Raw genomic sequence first — 15,218 nt, forward strand, 5'->3', positions numbered from 1 at the left:
CTGCCTTATTTTCGCCGCAACAGAATCGCAGCCGACGCGCCCGCCCGGCGCGCTCGGGCACGCCTGTCAGACAGTATCGAGCCTGCGCATCCGGTCAAGCGCTTCGTCCAGCAGCGCGCTGGTCTGGCCGGGCAAATTGGCCTGCTCCGACAGGACCCGCCGCCAGAGCCGCGCGCCGGGCTGGCCGGCAAAAAGGCCCAGCATGTGCCGCGTGACCTGATGCAGCTTGCCGCCGTTCGCCAGATGCGCATCTATATAGGGGCGCATGGCGCGGATCACATCCTCGCGGGTGGTGCCTGCCGGAGCGCCGAAAAGGCGCGCATCGACCCCGGACAGCACATCCCAGGGCCGGTGATAGGCCGCCCGTCCGATCATCGCCCCGTCGAGCCCGCGCGCGATCAGCGCCTCCGCCGCATCAAGGCTCTCGATTCCGCCATTCACGGAAATCGGCATGTCAGGAAACCGCTCCTTCATCCGCACGACCAGATCGTAATCGAGCGGCGGGACATCGCGGTTCTCCTTCGGCGAAAGCCCCTTGAGCCAAGCCTTGCGCGCATGAACGATCAGGTAATCGCAACCGGCATCCTTCACGCGGCCGATGAACTCCGGCAGCACCGTTTCGGGATCCTGATCGTCCACCCCGATGCGGCATTTCACCGTGACCGGAACCGAAACCGCCCGCTTCATCGCTTGCACGCAATCGGCCACGAGATCCGGCGTTTTCATGAGAACCGCGCCGAACGTGCCAGATTGCACGCGATCGGACGGACAGCCGACATTGAGATTGATCTCGTCATAGCCCGCATCCGCCCCCATCCGCGCGGCCTCAGCCAACTCGGCCGGATCCGATCCGCCGAGCTGCAGCGCCACCGGATGCTCGGACGCATCGAACGCAAGCAAATGCACCGCCCCGCCCCGCACCAAAGCCGGCGCGGTCACCATCTCGGTGTAGAGCAGCGCATGCCGGCTGATCTGACGATGGAAGTAGCGGCAATGCCGGTCGGTCCAATCCATCATGGGCGCAATGGATAGTCTTGAGCTTTGAGATGTCTGCTTCATTCGTATCTTCAAACTGTCGCCAGCGGGGTGGCTTGATGGCTGCGCATCGTTTTCGCGCGTTGCCGACTTATGACACATGAGAGTGGCACAGGAAAATGGCCTTGGTCGCCAAGCGTCTCCGCGCTTTTGACGGCGACCGCGCTGATCCTTTTGAGGTTGTCCGCGCATCTTATGTCGCAGGAAGACCTCTGGCCCGCGACGCGGGATCGTGCCGTCGTTCCGCCAGGGTTTGATACGGGTTAAGGCGCGGCGCCGGGAAATATAGCAAGATTGCAGGGCGGCTTACCCGTTCAGGGCACTGCCGCCCGACAAGCCTGGCGCATGGTCGCACGCCGCAGCGTTCAACTGACTGGATCGATCCTATGAAATTTCTTCGCCCCGTGGTCGCCGCGATCATCATCATAGCGGCGCTTGCCGCAATTGGCTGGTATCTCTGGGATCGGACGAATGACGGCCTGCCGGACGGCTTCGCCACCGGTAACGGACGTCTCGAAGCCGATCAGATCGATATTGCCACAAAGTCACCGGGGCGCGTCGCGCGGATACTCGTCAACGAGGGCGAACTCGTGGAGGCCGGCGATGTGCTGGCGATCATGGATACACGCGAACTGGAGGCGCAGCTTGCGCGCGGCAAGGCCGATGCGGCGAGCGCGGCAAGTCAGGTCGACGAGGTGCGCGCGCTGATCGAACAGCGCCGCGCCGAGGTGAACATGGCCGAGGACGATTTCGGCCGCGCCAGCACGCTGGTTGACCGGGGGGTCAATCCACAGGTTCTGGCCGATCAGCAAATGACCCGGCTCAAAAGCGCCGAAGCCGCCCTGCATGCCGCGCAGGCCAGCCTGACCACGGCCGAACGCCGCGTCGAGGCAGCAAACGCGCTGGTTGCGCTTTATGAAACGCAGATTGCCGATGCGACGCTGACGGCACCGGTCCTGGGGCGCATCCTCTACCGGCTCGCGCAACCCGGAGAAGTGTTGGGCGGCGGCGGCAAGATCATCACGCTGCTCGATCTCAGCCAGGTCTACATGGAGATTTTCCTGCCCGCCGACGAAGCGCTGCGCACCGGGCTCGGCGCTGAGGCGCGGATTCGGATCGACAGCATCCCCTACGCGATCCCCGCCTATGTCAGCTTCGTATCGCCCGAGGCGCAGTTCACGCCGAAACAGGTCGAGACCGCGAAAGAACGCGAAAAGCTGATGTTCCGCGTCAAGGTGCGCCTGCCCGAAGAACTGGTCGAGGCCTATATCGAACAGGTCAAGACCGGTGTGCGGGGTGTCGCCTATATCCGGCTGGCCGGCGCCGGGGGAACGCCGTGGCCGGCCGCCTTCGTCGGCGAGCCGATCCCGGCCGACGCCCTGCCGGATCATTGAGCCATGCCCGCCGAATGTATCGCCCGCGTTCGGGCGCTAACCCATCGCTATGGCGCGGAACCGGCGGTCGATGATGTGACCCTCGACTTGCCCGCCGGGCGGATGCTGGGGCTGATCGGGCCGGATGGCGTGGGCAAATCGACCCTGTTGTCGCTCTTAGCCGGCGTGCGTCGGATCCAGTCGGGCAGCGTGACCGTGCTGGGCGGCGATATGGCCGACGCCGGGCATCGCGAAGCGGTGTTCGACCGCATCGCCTATATGCCGCAGGGACTGGGCAAGAACCTTTATCAGGAGCTGAGTGTTCAGGAGAACCTCGATTTCTTCGGTCGGCTGTTCGGCCACGGGACCGATGAAAGGCGGCAGCGCATCGACCGACTGACAAAGGCAACCGGGCTCGATCCGTTTCTGGACCGCCCGGCCGGAAAGCTCTCGGGCGGAATGAAGCAGAAGCTGGGCCTGTGCTGCGCGCTGATCCACGATCCCGATTTCCTGATCCTCGACGAGCCGACAACAGGGGTCGATCCGCTGGCGCGCGAACAGTTCTGGGATCTGATCGACGATATCCGCGCGGACCGGCCCGGCATGAGCGTGCTGGTGGCCACGGCCTATATGGAGGAGGCCGAGCGTTTCGACTGGCTCGCCGCGATGAATGACGGGGCGATCCTCGCGACCGCCAGCCCGTCCGAGATGCGCCGCCGGGCCGGGGCCACGACTTTGGAGGAGGCCTTCATCGCGCTCCTGCCCGAGGCAAAACGTCGACAGAGCGCGCCGTCCGACATGGTCCCGCTGGAAGACACCGGCGAGGATCACGCCATCGTCGCAAAGGGGCTGACCAAGCGCTTCGGCGATTTCACCGCTGCGAAAGACGTCAGTTTCGAGATCCGCCGCGGCGAGATCTTCGGCTTTCTGGGCTCCAACGGGTCGGGCAAGACCACCGTGATGAAGATGCTCACCGGGCTGCTACCCGCCACCGAGGGCGAGGCATGGCTCTTCGGCAAGAAGGTCGACGCGTCGAACATCGAAACGCGGATGCGCGTCGGCTACATGTCGCAGCTTTTCTCGCTCTATGGCGAATTGACGGTGCGGCAGAACCTCAGGCTTCACGCCCGTCTCTTCGATCTGCCGAAAGGCGAAATCGAACCGCGCATCGACGCGCTTCTGTCCGATCTCGGACTCGACCGCTACGGGTCTACCTTCGCCGGGGATCTGCCACTGGGCCAGAAACAGCGCCTGTCGCTCGGATGCGCGATCATCCACAGGCCCGACATTCTCATCCTTGATGAGCCGACATCGGGCGTCGACCCCGTCGCGCGAGACGAGTTTTTCGATCTTCTCGCAGGTCTGTCGCGCGATGACGGGGTGACGATCTTCATCTCGACGCATTTCATGAATGAAGGCATGCGCTGCGACCGCATCAGCCTGATGCATGCAGGCGAAGTGCTGGTCTACGACACGCCGGAAAACCTCGCGGCGCAAAGCGCGTCGGGAACGCTGAACGAGACATTCATCGACTATATCACCGATGCGATGGACGGCCCCGACACCGCCCCTGAAAAGCTCAAGGCAATTGCGCCGGAGAGCGCATCGCGCTCGCGCGGCGCCCGGATGATGCGGCTTTTCGCGGTCAGCCGGCGCGAGACGCTGGAGGTCATCCGCGATCCGGTCCGACTGGCCTTCGGGCTGCTGGGCACGATGCTGCTGATGCTGCTTTTCGCCTATGGCATCTCAACGGATGTGACCGGGTTGACCTTCGCCGCCTACGATCAGGACCGCACACCGGAAAGCCGCGCCTATCTGGCGAATTTCCGGGGCTCGCAATATTTCGACGAAGCGCCGGAGGTCTATAGCGAGGACGAGTTGCAGCGCCGTCTGGTTGCGGGGGAAATAGCGCTTGCCATCGAGATCCCCGCAGGCTTCGGCCGCGCCGTCGCCACCCTGTCCCAGACAAGCGTGGCGGCGTGGATCGACGGCGCCAACACGATCCGCGCCTCGACCATCGAAGGCTATGTGCAAGGCGCACATGCCAGCTTTCTGGCAACCCGCGCGCAGGAGGCCGGGCTTTCGGGAATGTTGCAGCCCGCCGTCGATATCGAGCCGCGCTATCGCTACAATCCGGGTTTCGAATCCCTGCCGGCAATGGCCGCTTCGGTGCCGGCGATCCTGCTCATGCTCTTTCCCGCGATCCTCATGGCGGTGAGCATCAGCCGCGAATACGAAATCGGCACGATCACCAATTTTTATGTTACGCCAACGAGCAAGCTCGAATACCTGCTGGGCAAGCAACTGCCCTATATCGGGCTGGGCGTGCTCAACTGGGTGATCCTGACGGCGATGGCGGTCTTTCTTTTCGACGTGCCGCTCAAGGGGTCGGCCGTCGCGCTGGCGCTGGGATCGGCCGCCTATGTGGCGGCCTCCACCGGGCTTGGCATGATGGTTGCGGTCTTCATGCGCACGCAGGTCGCGGCGGTGTTCGCAACCGTGGTTGTCGCCATGATGCCGACGGTGCAGTTCTCGGGCCTTATGCAGCCTGTCTCGACGCTCGAAGGCGCGGGGCGCATCCTCGGGCAGCTCTGGCCGACCAATTATTTCATGCAGATGAGCGTGGGCGTGTTCAACAAGGGGCTCGGGTTCGAACAGCTCGGCCCGAACATCCTGTTGATCCTGCCCTTTGCCCCGGTCTTCGTCACCATTGCGGTGCTCTTCATGCGCAAGCAGGAGGCCTAGGAAATGCGGCGGATCAGGAACGTTCTCTGGCTCATCGGCAAGGAATTCCGAACGCTCTGGCGCGAGGCGATCCTGCTTTTGCTGGTGATCTATTCCTTCGGGCCGAGCATGTATATCGAAAGCTCCGGCGCCGGCGGGCCGCTCAACAATGCGGCCGTCACCTTCGTCGACGAGGACCGCTCCGCGCTCAGCCGCGCGCTACAGAACGCGCTGCTGCCACCGCGTTACCTGCCGCCGGGCGAAGCGCGGGCCGGCGAGATCGACCGCATGATGGATTGGGGCGAAACGATCTTCGTCGTGGTGATCCCCGCCGGGTTCGAGGCCGATGTGCGCGCCGGGCGCACGCCTTCGCTGCAGCTCAATATCGACGCGACCAAGACAATGGCCGCCGCCGTCGGCACCGGCTACCTGACCGCCACCTTCAACGAGGAGATCGCCCGTTTCGCTGCCGACCAGAACGCCCGGCCCGCCTCGCCAATCGATCTGGTGCTGCGACGCTCCTTCAATCCGGCGGGAGAAACGCTCTGGCTGCGGTCGGTCGCCGCGCTGCTGAACCAGCTGTCGATCCTGACCATCGTTCTGACCGGCGCGTCGCTGATCCGCGAGCGGGAACACGGCACGATCGAGCATCTCATGGTCATGCCGCTGAGCGCCACGGAGATCGCGCTGGCCAAGATCGTCGCGAACAGCGCTGTGGTTTTCGCCGGTTTCACCTTCGCGCTTTTCGTCATGGTCGAGGGGTTTCTGGACGTGCCCTTCGCGGGCTCCGAAGGGCTGTTGCTGCTCGGCACGGCGGTCTACCTCTTCGCCGCCGCCTCCATCGGCGTGCTGCTCGGCATACTGGCACGCAGCATGGCGCAATTCGCGCTGCTGCTGATCCTGACGATCACGCCGATCATGATCCTGTCGGGCGGTATGACACCGATCGAAAGCCAGCCGCTCTGGCTGCAACCGATCACGTGGCTGCTGCCCTCGCGGCATTTCATGGAATTCGCCGTCGCCATCAGCTTCCGCGGCGCGGATTTCAGCATCGTCTGGCCGGAATTCCTCTGGACCTTCCTGCTGGGTGCGGGGGTGCTTGTCGCCAGTCTGCTGCTCTTTCGCCGGTCGGTCGCAAGCGGGTGATCGACCCGCCCGCGTTGATCGCCGTCAATGCGGGCGGACCGATCCGCGCTAGGGTTGGCGCAAACCCAAGGCATGCAAAGGACAGATCACATGGAAGAGCAAGTCATCATCGTCACGGGCGGCGCGGCCGGGATCGGCGGCGCGATCACGTCGGAGCTGGCGCAGCGGGGCGCCAGCGTCGTGGCCGTCGATCTGAACGAGGAAGCGGGCCAAGCGCTCGCCGAAGACAGTTCGGGCCGCATCGCGTTTCTGCAGGGCGATATTTCGAAATCCGAAACCGCAAAGCAGGCCGTCGATCTTGCCCTGTCGCGCTTCGGCAAGCTGACGGGGCTTGTCAACAACGCCCATGCCTCGCGGCAAAAACCGCTGCTGGAGCATACGCCGGAAGATTGGGATCTCTCCATGGGAACCGGCTTTCAGGGTACGCTGAACTTCATGCTCGCCGCCCATGACGCGCTTGCCGGAACGGGCGGTGCCATCGTCAATTTCGGCTCGGGCGCGGCGCTTGAGGGGCAGAGGAAACAGGCCAGCTACGCCGCTGCGAAAGAGGCCATTCGCGGGCTGAGCCGGGTCGCCGCGCATGAATGGGCCGAGGACGGCATCCGCGTCAACATCGTCTGTCCACTCGCCCTCACCGAGGGCGTGGCAAAATGGAAAGAGGCGCATGGCGATCAATATGACGAGGTTGCCGCGAAAATCCCGCTTGGCCGTTTCGGCGATCCCCAGAAGGACGTGGCACCGGTCGTCGCCTTCCTGCTGAGCGAGGAAAGCCGCTACATGACAGGCCAGACCGTCATGGCCGATGGCGGCACGATCATGCTGCGCTGACGCTCACGCGGCGGCCGGCGTCTATGCGCTGGCCACCCGCGCCTTCCCCGCGCTGTCGCGGCGCAGGTCCTGCGCCAGATCGCGCAGGGTGTTTTCGTCCAGTGTCTCGACCTCCAGCAGATGCTCCGCCGCACGGTCGAGGATATCGCGGTTGCGAGTGAGGATCTCCAGCGCCTGCGCGAAGACCTCGTCCAGAACGCCGCGCACGGCCACGTCCATCGCCTCCGCCGTCGCCTCGGAATAGCTGCGCTCGATATAGCTCGGCGCGCGGTTGTCGAGAAATCGCGTCCGCTCGGCCTCGTAGCTGACATTTCCGAGCCCCGCATCCATGCCGTAGCGCGCCACCATCGACCGGGCGATATCGGTCGCCTTGGCGAGATCGTCGGCAGCCCCGGTCGAGAGGTGATCGAAGATCAGCTTCTCCGCCGCGCGTCCGCCCATCAGAACGGCGATCTTGTCGCGCAGTTCCGCTTCGGTCATCAGAAAGCGGTCCTCGGTCGGGCGCTGGATGGTGTAGCCAAGAGCACCGATCCCGCGCGGGATGATCGAAACCTTGTGCACCGTATCCACCCCCGGCAGCGCCATCGAGACAAGCGCATGGCCCATCTCGTGATAGGCCACGATGCGCCGCTCGCGCGGGTTGATGAGCCGGTTGCGTTTCTCCAGCCCCGCGACGATGCGTTCGATGGCGCGGGTGAAATCGGCCATGCGCACCGCGTCGCCGCGCCTGCGTGTTGCCAGCAAAGCTGCCTCGTTGACGAGGTTCGCCAGATCGGCACCGGAAAATCCGGTGGTCAGAGCGGCGATGTCGTCCAGTTCGATATCGGGTGCCAGCACGATCTTCTGCATATGCACCTTGAGAATCTGCGCCCGCCCCTTGCGGTCGGGCCGGTCCACCAGCACCTGCCGGTCGAACCGCCCCGCGCGCAACAGCGCGGGATCGAGGATCTCGGGCCGGTTGGTGGCCGAGAGCAGCACCACGCCTTCGGACGGGTCGAACCCGTCGAGTTCGGACAGAAGCTGGTTCAGCGTCTGTTCGCGCTCGTCATTGCCGCCCTGCATCTGGCCAGCGCCCCGCGCGCGGCCCAGAGCGTCCAGCTCGTCGATGAAGATGATCGCGGGCGCGGCCTGTCTCGCCTGCTCGAAAAGGTCGCGCACGCGGGCCGCACCGACGCCCACGAACATCTCGACGAATTCGGAGCCCGAGATCGAAAAGAACGGCACCCCCGCCTCGCCGGCAACAGCGCGGGCCAGCAGCGTCTTGCCCGTCCCCGGTGGGCCGACCAGCAGAATGCCCTTGGGCATCCGCGCGCCGAGGCTGCCATATTCTTTAGGGTTCTTCAGAAAGTCGATGACCTCCTGCAATTCGGTCTTGGCCTCGTCCACTCCAGCCACGTTGTCGAACGTGACCTTGGTGTCCGTTTCGACATAGATCTTGGCCTTGCTCTTGCCGACAGACATGAGCCCGCCCATGCCCTGCGAGCGGCCCAGCCGGCGCAGCGCGAAGATCCAGATGCCGACGAAAACCAGCGCCGGCAGAACCCAGGACAGAAGCGTCGTGAACCAGGTGTTTTCGACCGCGCCGGTATAGGTCACGCCGGTGCCATCCAGCCGTTCTGCCAGATCGGGCGCGACGGGCGTGGTGACGAACCCGGTCTTGCCGTCCTGCGCTTCCGTGAAGCTGCCGGTGATCCGCGTGCTGCCGATGGTGATCTCATCGACGACGCCCTTGTCCACATAGCTTTCGAACTGGCTGTAGGGAATCGCCTCGATGGTCTGGCTCTGCACCCAGAGATCGCGGATGAACACGACCGCGAGGATGGCGAAAAAGACATACCAGATGCTGATTTGAGTTTCTTTTCTCACCGTCCCGCTCCTTGCCCGCAGCCATGCCAATCCGACAGGTGGAGCAAAGCGTGACCCGGCGCATTAACCGGCGGCAAAGAGCCGGACGCATGATGCGTTGCCCGAAAGCCGCCGTCAGAGCAGCCATTCCACGGGCAACCAGCCGATCACCGTCAGACCGACGGACTTGAGCATATTCGATCCCGGCTCGCGGTGCGTGACCTCTTCGCCGCTGGTCCAGGTCAGATCGCCATCCTGAAGGGAAACGCGCCAGGCGACCCCCTCGAAGCCGTCATCGAAGGCGTCATGCATCCGCATCGCCATGGACGGGCTGTCGATCAAAAGCCCCATCTCGGTATTCAGGCTGGTCGATCTGGGATCGAAATTGAACGATCCGACGAAGATCCGCGCGCCGTCCACCGCGAAGGTCTTGGCGTGCAGGCTCGATCCCGATGAACCGAACGGCCCCGCATCCCCGCGCGGGGTGCGGATGGTGGCGCGTCGGCGCAGCTCGAAAATCCCGACGCCGGCCTGCAACAGATCGCGGCGGCGTTTTGCGTAACCGGCATGGACCGGGAACACGTCCGTCGCCTCCAGCGCATTGGTGAGTATCCGCACCTGCACCCCGCGGGCCTCCAGTTCAGCAAAGGCTTCGGTTCCCGCGGCACCGGGCACGAAATAGGGCGAGATGCCGTCGAAACGTTCCTCGATTTCCCCGACGGCCTCGGTCAGCCGCGCCGCCAGAAGATCATTGCGCGGAACGGCGCCCTGCCCCTTTGCCGGATCGTCGCTGACCAGCACCGCGCCCGTCCATTCCAGATCGAAGGTGCCTGTGGCAAGTTCGGCGACGATCTGCGATTGTTCGACGATCTCGCGATATTCCTCGGCCTGCGGATCGCGCCGCAATCGCTGCAGCCGGTCGCCGATAGGATCGCCCGAAGGCACCGGCCCGACGATCGGTCCCGCGGGGTAGACCGAAGGCGCGGCCCAATAGCGGTCGAAATCGGCAGCAACCTCCGGGACGACCTCGCCCACCGCTAGAACGTCGAGATCGACGTAAAGCGCCGTCGGTCCGGTGTCGAAATACTCGTCCCCGATATTGCGCCCGCCAAGGATCGTCGCTGCGCCGTCGACGGTGAAGGATTTATTGTGCATCCTTCGGTTCAGCCGGAAGAAATCGAACCCGTAGGACAGCATCTTGAATCGGCGCAGGTTGAAGGGATTGTAGATCCGCACCTCCACATTGGGATGAGCGTTCAGGCTCGCGAGTTCCGGGTCCAGCCCGGAGGTTCCATTGTCATCCACCAAAAGGCGCACCCGCACACCGCGTTCCGCCGCGCGGCGAAGCGCGTCGAGAAGCAACATACCGGTTAGGTCGTGGTGCCAGATGTAATACTGCGCATCGATGGATGTCTCGGCGGCATCGGCGAGGATCATCCGCGCGGCAAAGGCCTCCGCCCCGGTGCCGAGCGGTGCGATGCCGGTCTGTCCCGGATGGGCGGCGTGCAGGCGGCTGACGGCGCCCGCAAGCGCGGTGCTCTCGTCCGCAGGCAAAGCGCGGCTATCGATACGGTTTTCCGGGTCCGGCAGCGCAAACAGCGCCCGTGCGAGCAGGATCGCGAGAAGGAGACCGCCAATGATCCAAAGACCGATCTTCAATATTGTCATAAGGTAAAATGTCTTTCGGTTGTCAGAAGGTTGCATCCGCAATGCGCGTTGCGGCCTGCAGGTTATCCGATCAGGCGGAAAGCGTCATTAACCTTCATCGAAGCGCCTGCACCATTCGCCCGCCGGAGCGGGGCCGAGCGAGTCGCGCAGCGTGATCGTCACGTCGAGCCGGTGCGGCCGGCCGGCATGGCGCCCCTCGATCATGCCGATCAGCGCTTCGGCTGCCTCGGCGCCCATTTCGCGATGCGGGACGTGCACGGTGGTCAGTCCGGGCTCCGCAATGCCGGCAAGTTCGATATCGTCGAAGCCCGTGATCGAGACATTGCCCGGAACCTCGATCCCCAGTGCCTTCGCGCGGGTGAGCGCGCCGACCGCCAGCACGTCATTGCCGCACATCACCGCGCTTGGCGGCGCGCCGGATCGCATCAGCTCGGCAAAGGCAGCGCCGCCCGCCTCGATCTCGTAGGGCGCCTCGATCACTGTCAGATCGGCGGGATCGCGCCCATGCGCCCGGAGCGCATCGCGCATCCCGACAAGCCGCCCCGCCGCGCGGTCATTGCCAGCGATGATGCCAGAGATCAGCGCAATGCGCCGATGGCCGAATGAGAGCACCTTTTCGGTCAATGCGCGCATCGCCGCGCGGTTGTCGAACCCGACCGAGGCATGCGGGCGCTCCGGCGAATAGGCCCAGGCGAGCATCGTCGGCACGCTGCGCCGTTCGAGATAATCGTAGATCGCGTCATCGCGCTCGTAGCCGATCAGCAAAAGTCCATCGACCCCGCGCGCGACCAGCGCCTTGATCTGTTCGGCCTCCAGATCCGGGCGATAGGCACTGCTGGCAAGCAGCAAAGTGTAGCCATGGGCGTGCAACCCCTCCTGAAACGCCTGCAGGCAGCGCGCGAAGATCGCGTTCTCCATCGTCGGGATGATCGCGCCGATCGTGAAGGACCGCCGCGCCGCCATCGCGCGGGCCGAGAAATTCGGAACATAGCCCAGCTCCTCGACAGCGCGCAGAACGCGGATGCGGGTCTTTTCCACCACGCGCTCGGGCGCGTTGAGACAGCGCGACACCGTCGCCGTGGAGACCCCCGCTGCCCGCGCCACATCGCTCAGTGTCGGCGCGCCGCGCGGCAAATCCGGCATTGTCATGGCGGTGACCTCCTGCAAGGGCGGATACCCGACAATGCGGGCTTGTCTCAATGTAAGCGCTTGCATTAAATTTGCAAGCGCTTACACTCCATTCCCAGAGCCGATTCCCAAGGGAGAGATGCCGATGTTCCTGATCGCCGCCATTCTGACCTTCGCGGTGTTCTTCGCGAATGTCGCGATGGGCGCCTTCACCGGAACCACGTTCATCGGCGATTTGGGGGAAATGCTGGTTCTGCTCGCCGCATCGATATTCTTCGTGGTGGCGATCCTGAAACGGGAAGCCGACCGGGAAAACAGAAAAAACGGCTGAGCCACGTCACGCGCCATGTCAACGGGAGGAAACACATGAGCACCGAAAAGACCGAACTGGCCTCTGAAGAGCGCCGCAATTTCCTGAAGATCGCCGCAACCGGAGGCTTCACCGCCGCCATCGTCGCCGGTGCGGCCGGTACGCTGGTGTCATCCGAAGCGGCGGCGCAAACCGCCAATGAGGAACGCGAGCGCGAAAAGGCGGCCGATCACGTCATGACGCTGGCCACCGAATATGTCATCGGCACGACGCGCAGCTATCCGATGATGCAACTCGACGTGAAGGAAAACCTGCAAAACGCCTCGAACGGCAAGATCTACGTCAAGCTCGCCCCCGGCGGGCAGCTCGGCACCGGCTCGGCGCTGGCGCAGAAGGTGCAGGGCGGCACGATCAATGCCGGCCAGTTCTCGCTGTCGAATTTCGCGCCCTTCGCGCCTGCGGTCGATCTTATCAACATGCCGTATTTCTGCGGCTCCAATCAGCGCTTCGTGAACCTCGTCACCTCCGACATCTGGAAGTCCGAGGTGAATGCGCTGGTCGAGCAGCGCGGCTTCAAGCCGATGTTCTATTTCTGCATCGATCCGCGCGTGATGGCGGTGCGCAAGGGCGGCGGCGGTCCGATCATGACGCCGGGCGATCTGCAGGGCATCAAGTTCCGCGTGCCCGGATCGAAGATGCTACAGCAATTCTACCGCATGGGCGGCGCCAATCCGACGCCCGTGGCCTGGGGCGAAACCCCGTCTGCGATCAAGCAGGGCGTGGCCGACGCGCTCGACCCGGCGGTCGGCGCGCTTTATGCCTTCGGCTTCAAGGACATCCTGAGCCACGTCACCTTCACCCAGGCGGTGCCGGACAGCCAGACCTATGCCTGCAACATCGAATGGTACAACACCCTGCCCGCCGATGTGCAGGAGGCGATCGAATGGGCCTCCGAGATGAGCTTCCATCAGAACCTCGCCAAGGTGCCTTCGGCCCGCGCCTACGCGATGGCCGAGATGAACAAGAGCGGCGTGGAGTTCCATTCGCTGAACGAGGACCAGCTTGCCGAATGGCAGGACACGGTCGGTTATCAACGCTCCGAATGGGACGATTTCAAGACCGAGCTCGCCGGTTCGATGGAGACCTTCGACAAGCTGGTCGAGGCCGCCGGCACGCGCGGGCAATACTACGTCCACGACGCGTGAACGCGCGGCGGCGGTGCCTGTGGCGCCGCCGCTGTCATGCGATACCCCCTGACGCTCCGGCCAACGCGGCCCGGATACCAGCGTCGTGACCTGCCGGAGAGCCCATGGACACCCTGCGCCTGATAGACCGCAATGCCGAACGCTGGATGCTTCTCGTCTTCTATGTGATGCTCGTCATCACCATGGCCATAGAGGTGCTGCGCCGCGAGGTGTTCTCCTATTCCTCGATCTGGGGCGAAGAGGTGGTGCGCTATGCGTTCATCTATCTGGCTTGGATCGGCGCCTCGGCGGCGGTCAAGGACCGCGCCCATATCCGCATCGATGTCATCATGCATTACCTCGGTCGGCGCATGAAGGCGCTGCTCTACATGCTGGGCGATATCGTGATGTTCGCCGTCGCGATCGTCGCGCTCTACTGGTCGCTCGAAACGGTGCATGTCTCGCTTAACTTCGGATCGGTCACGGCGGGGCTGCGCGTGTCGCAGGCCTGGGCGCTGATGGCGGTGCCGCTTGGCTTCGCGCTGATGATGTGGCGGCTCATTCAATCCTTCATCCGCGATTTCAAGGCTCTTCGGGACGGCACGGACGTCTACGAAGGCGATACGCTATTCGACTGAGGATTCCCGGCAATGTGGCAACAGATCAATCAGACGGTCGAGCTCGGCTGGGATTTCTACGTTCCGGTGATCCTTTTCGTGTCGCTTATCGCGCTGGCGGTTCCCGTATGGGCGGCGATCGGCGCGGCGGCGATCATAATGCTTGTGATGTCGGGCGATCTGCCGCTGAGCGCGGTGGGCGAGAGTCTCTTCACCGGGATCGACGCCTTCGCACTGACCGCCGTGCCGCTCTTCATCCTGACCGGCGACGTGCTGGTGCGCACCGGGCTCAGCCGCAAGTTCCTCGACGTGGCTGAAGCCTTGACAAATTTCGCCAAGGGCGGGTTCGGCTCGGCCACGGTGCTGGTCTGCGGCATGTTCGCCGCGATCTCGGGCTCCGACGCGGCCGGCGCGGCGGCGGTGGGGCGCATGACCATCGCGCGGCTGGTGGAATCGGGCTACCCGCGCCCCTATGCCTGCGCGCTGGTGGCGGCGGGCGCCTGCACGGGCATCCTGATTCCGCCCTCCATCGCCTATATCATCATCGGTCTCGTGCTCGGCATCTCGGCCTCCACCTTGTTTCTGGCCGCGCTCATTCCCGGCCTGTGCATTCTCTTCGCGATCCTCATCACCAACCTGATCGTCAACCGCATCTACGGCTACGAGGGCGGCGGCAACCTGTCGATGGGCGAATGGGCGGGCAATCTGGGCCGTGCGCTGAAAAGCGGCTGGTATGCGTTCATCGTGCCGGGCATCATTTTCTACGGCATCTTTTCGGGTCGCCTGACTCCGACCGAAGCCGGGGCCACGGCGGTCGTCGTCACGATCCTCATGGGCTTCATCCTGCGCACGCTCACGCTGGCGGACTTCCCCTCCATGCTCATCAGCTCTGCAAAGGTCAACGGAGTGATCCTGCCGATCATCGCCTTCTCCGCCCCGCTGGCCGAAGCGCTCGCGATCATGGGCGTGCCGCAGGGCTTCGTGACCTCCGCCACCAGCCTTAGCGACGAGCCGTGGGTTCTGATCCTGCTGATGATCGGCATCCTGATCGCCGCCGGATGCGTGATGGAGACAACGCCGAACATCGTGATCCTCGCGCCGATCCTCTATCCGCTGGCGCAAAATATCGGCATGAACGAGATCCAGTTCTGCATCATGATGATAACCGCCCTCGGCGTCGGCTTCATCACGCCGCCGCTCGGGCTCAATCTCTTCGTCGTCTCCGGCATCACGGGCGAGTCGATCCTCAAGATCGCGGCGCGGGCGGGACCGTTCGTGCTGTGTATGTTCGTGGTCGTTCTCTTCATCGCCTACGTCCCCGCCGTTTCGACGACGCTTCTCCCAGATATCTACCGATAGG

The 15,218-nt window shown here is 64.1% G+C and carries 12 protein-coding genes; 8 read left to right on the forward strand and 4 right to left on the reverse strand.

What is annotated here, in order from left to right:
* Positions 1-66: 66 nt before the first annotated feature.
* Positions 67-1,059, reverse strand: a complete 993-nt coding sequence (gene dusA, locus M3465_RS11460) for a tRNA dihydrouridine(20/20a) synthase DusA (RefSeq protein WP_249501882.1) — start codon at positions 1,057-1,059, stop codon at positions 67-69.
* A gap of 362 nt (positions 1,060-1,421) precedes the next feature.
* Here dusA and M3465_RS11465 point away from each other — a divergent pair, with 362 nt between their 5' ends.
* The 4 genes from M3465_RS11465 to M3465_RS11480 all read left to right on the forward strand — a co-directional run bounded on the left by M3465_RS11465 (position 1,422) and on the right by M3465_RS11480 (position 7,106).
* Positions 1,422-2,429, forward strand: coding sequence for an HlyD family secretion protein (locus M3465_RS11465; protein ID WP_249501883.1), 1,008 nt, complete (start codon positions 1,422-1,424; stop codon positions 2,427-2,429).
* Positions 2,430-2,432: 3 nt separating this feature from the next.
* On the forward strand, positions 2,433-5,153 hold the full coding sequence (gene rbbA / locus M3465_RS11470; RefSeq protein ID WP_249501884.1) for a ribosome-associated ATPase/putative transporter RbbA: 2,721 nt from the start codon (positions 2,433-2,435) through the stop codon (positions 5,151-5,153).
* 3 nt (positions 5,154-5,156) lie between these two features.
* Positions 5,157-6,278, forward strand: a complete 1,122-nt coding sequence (locus M3465_RS11475; protein WP_249501885.1) for an ABC transporter permease — start codon at positions 5,157-5,159, stop codon at positions 6,276-6,278.
* Between the two features lie 90 nt (positions 6,279-6,368).
* Entirely contained in the window at positions 6,369-7,106 is a 738-nt protein-coding gene (locus M3465_RS11480; protein WP_249501886.1) for an SDR family NAD(P)-dependent oxidoreductase, read from the forward strand.
* A 21-nt stretch (positions 7,107-7,127) separates the two neighbouring features.
* Here the strand turns inward: M3465_RS11480 and ftsH are convergent, their stop codons facing one another.
* The 3 genes from ftsH to M3465_RS11495 all read right to left on the reverse strand — a co-directional run bounded on the left by ftsH (position 7,128) and on the right by M3465_RS11495 (position 11,762).
* Complete coding sequence (ftsH, locus tag M3465_RS11485) at positions 7,128-8,972, reverse strand: ATP-dependent zinc metalloprotease FtsH (RefSeq protein ID WP_249501887.1); 1,845 nt, start codon at positions 8,970-8,972, stop codon at positions 7,128-7,130.
* Between the two features lie 114 nt (positions 8,973-9,086).
* Positions 9,087-10,619, reverse strand: a complete 1,533-nt coding sequence (locus M3465_RS11490; RefSeq protein WP_249501888.1) for a phospholipase D family protein — start codon at positions 10,617-10,619, stop codon at positions 9,087-9,089.
* Positions 10,620-10,706: 87 nt separating this feature from the next.
* The gene (locus M3465_RS11495; protein ID WP_249502010.1) at positions 10,707-11,762 is read right to left on the reverse strand and encodes a LacI family DNA-binding transcriptional regulator; all 1,056 of its coding nucleotides are present in this window, start codon (positions 11,760-11,762) and stop codon (positions 10,707-10,709) included.
* A 4-nt stretch (positions 11,763-11,766) separates the two neighbouring features.
* Here M3465_RS11495 and M3465_RS17200 point away from each other — a divergent pair, with 4 nt between their 5' ends.
* The 4 genes from M3465_RS17200 to M3465_RS11515 all read left to right on the forward strand — a co-directional run bounded on the left by M3465_RS17200 (position 11,767) and on the right by M3465_RS11515 (position 15,217).
* On the forward strand, positions 11,767-12,078 hold the full coding sequence (locus M3465_RS17200; RefSeq protein WP_502846114.1) for a hypothetical protein: 312 nt from the start codon (positions 11,767-11,769) through the stop codon (positions 12,076-12,078).
* Positions 12,079-12,113: 35 nt separating this feature from the next.
* Positions 12,114-13,262, forward strand: a complete 1,149-nt coding sequence (locus tag M3465_RS11505) for a TRAP transporter substrate-binding protein (RefSeq protein WP_249501889.1) — start codon at positions 12,114-12,116, stop codon at positions 13,260-13,262.
* Positions 13,263-13,366: 104 nt separating this feature from the next.
* A complete protein-coding gene (locus M3465_RS11510) occupies positions 13,367-13,879 on the forward strand; it encodes a TRAP transporter small permease (RefSeq protein WP_249501890.1) in 513 nt (170 codons plus the stop codon).
* 12 nt (positions 13,880-13,891) lie between these two features.
* Positions 13,892-15,217: a TRAP transporter large permease gene (locus M3465_RS11515; protein ID WP_249501891.1), complete on the forward strand. Its 1,326-nt coding sequence runs from the start codon at positions 13,892-13,894 to the stop codon at positions 15,215-15,217.
* Position 15,218 lies beyond the last annotated feature (1 nt).

Source organism: Marivita sp. GX14005, assembly GCF_023370775.1.
In the GTDB taxonomy this organism is placed as follows: domain Bacteria; phylum Pseudomonadota; class Alphaproteobacteria; order Rhodobacterales; family Rhodobacteraceae; genus Marivita.

Coding starts and splice junctions, on each gene's coding strand:
- M3465_RS11480 (WP_249501886.1), top strand. CDS start 6,369: ATGGAAGAGCAAGTCATCATCGTCACGGGCGGCGCGGCCGGGATCGGC.
- M3465_RS17200 (WP_502846114.1), top strand. CDS start 11,767: ATGGCGGTGACCTCCTGCAAGGGCGGATACCCGACAATGCGGGCTTGT.
- M3465_RS11495 (WP_249502010.1), bottom strand. CDS start 11,762: ATGCCGGATTTGCCGCGCGGCGCGCCGACACTGAGCGATGTGGCGCGG.
- M3465_RS11515 (WP_249501891.1), top strand. CDS start 13,892: ATGTGGCAACAGATCAATCAGACGGTCGAGCTCGGCTGGGATTTCTAC.
- M3465_RS11490 (WP_249501888.1), bottom strand. CDS start 10,619: ATGACAATATTGAAGATCGGTCTTTGGATCATTGGCGGTCTCCTTCTC.
- dusA (WP_249501882.1), bottom strand. CDS start 1,059: ATGAAGCAGACATCTCAAAGCTCAAGACTATCCATTGCGCCCATGATG.
- M3465_RS11465 (WP_249501883.1), top strand. CDS start 1,422: ATGAAATTTCTTCGCCCCGTGGTCGCCGCGATCATCATCATAGCGGCG.
- M3465_RS11475 (WP_249501885.1), top strand. CDS start 5,157: ATGCGGCGGATCAGGAACGTTCTCTGGCTCATCGGCAAGGAATTCCGA.
- M3465_RS11505 (WP_249501889.1), top strand. CDS start 12,114: ATGAGCACCGAAAAGACCGAACTGGCCTCTGAAGAGCGCCGCAATTTC.
- rbbA (WP_249501884.1), top strand. CDS start 2,433: ATGCCCGCCGAATGTATCGCCCGCGTTCGGGCGCTAACCCATCGCTAT.
- M3465_RS11510 (WP_249501890.1), top strand. CDS start 13,367: ATGGACACCCTGCGCCTGATAGACCGCAATGCCGAACGCTGGATGCTT.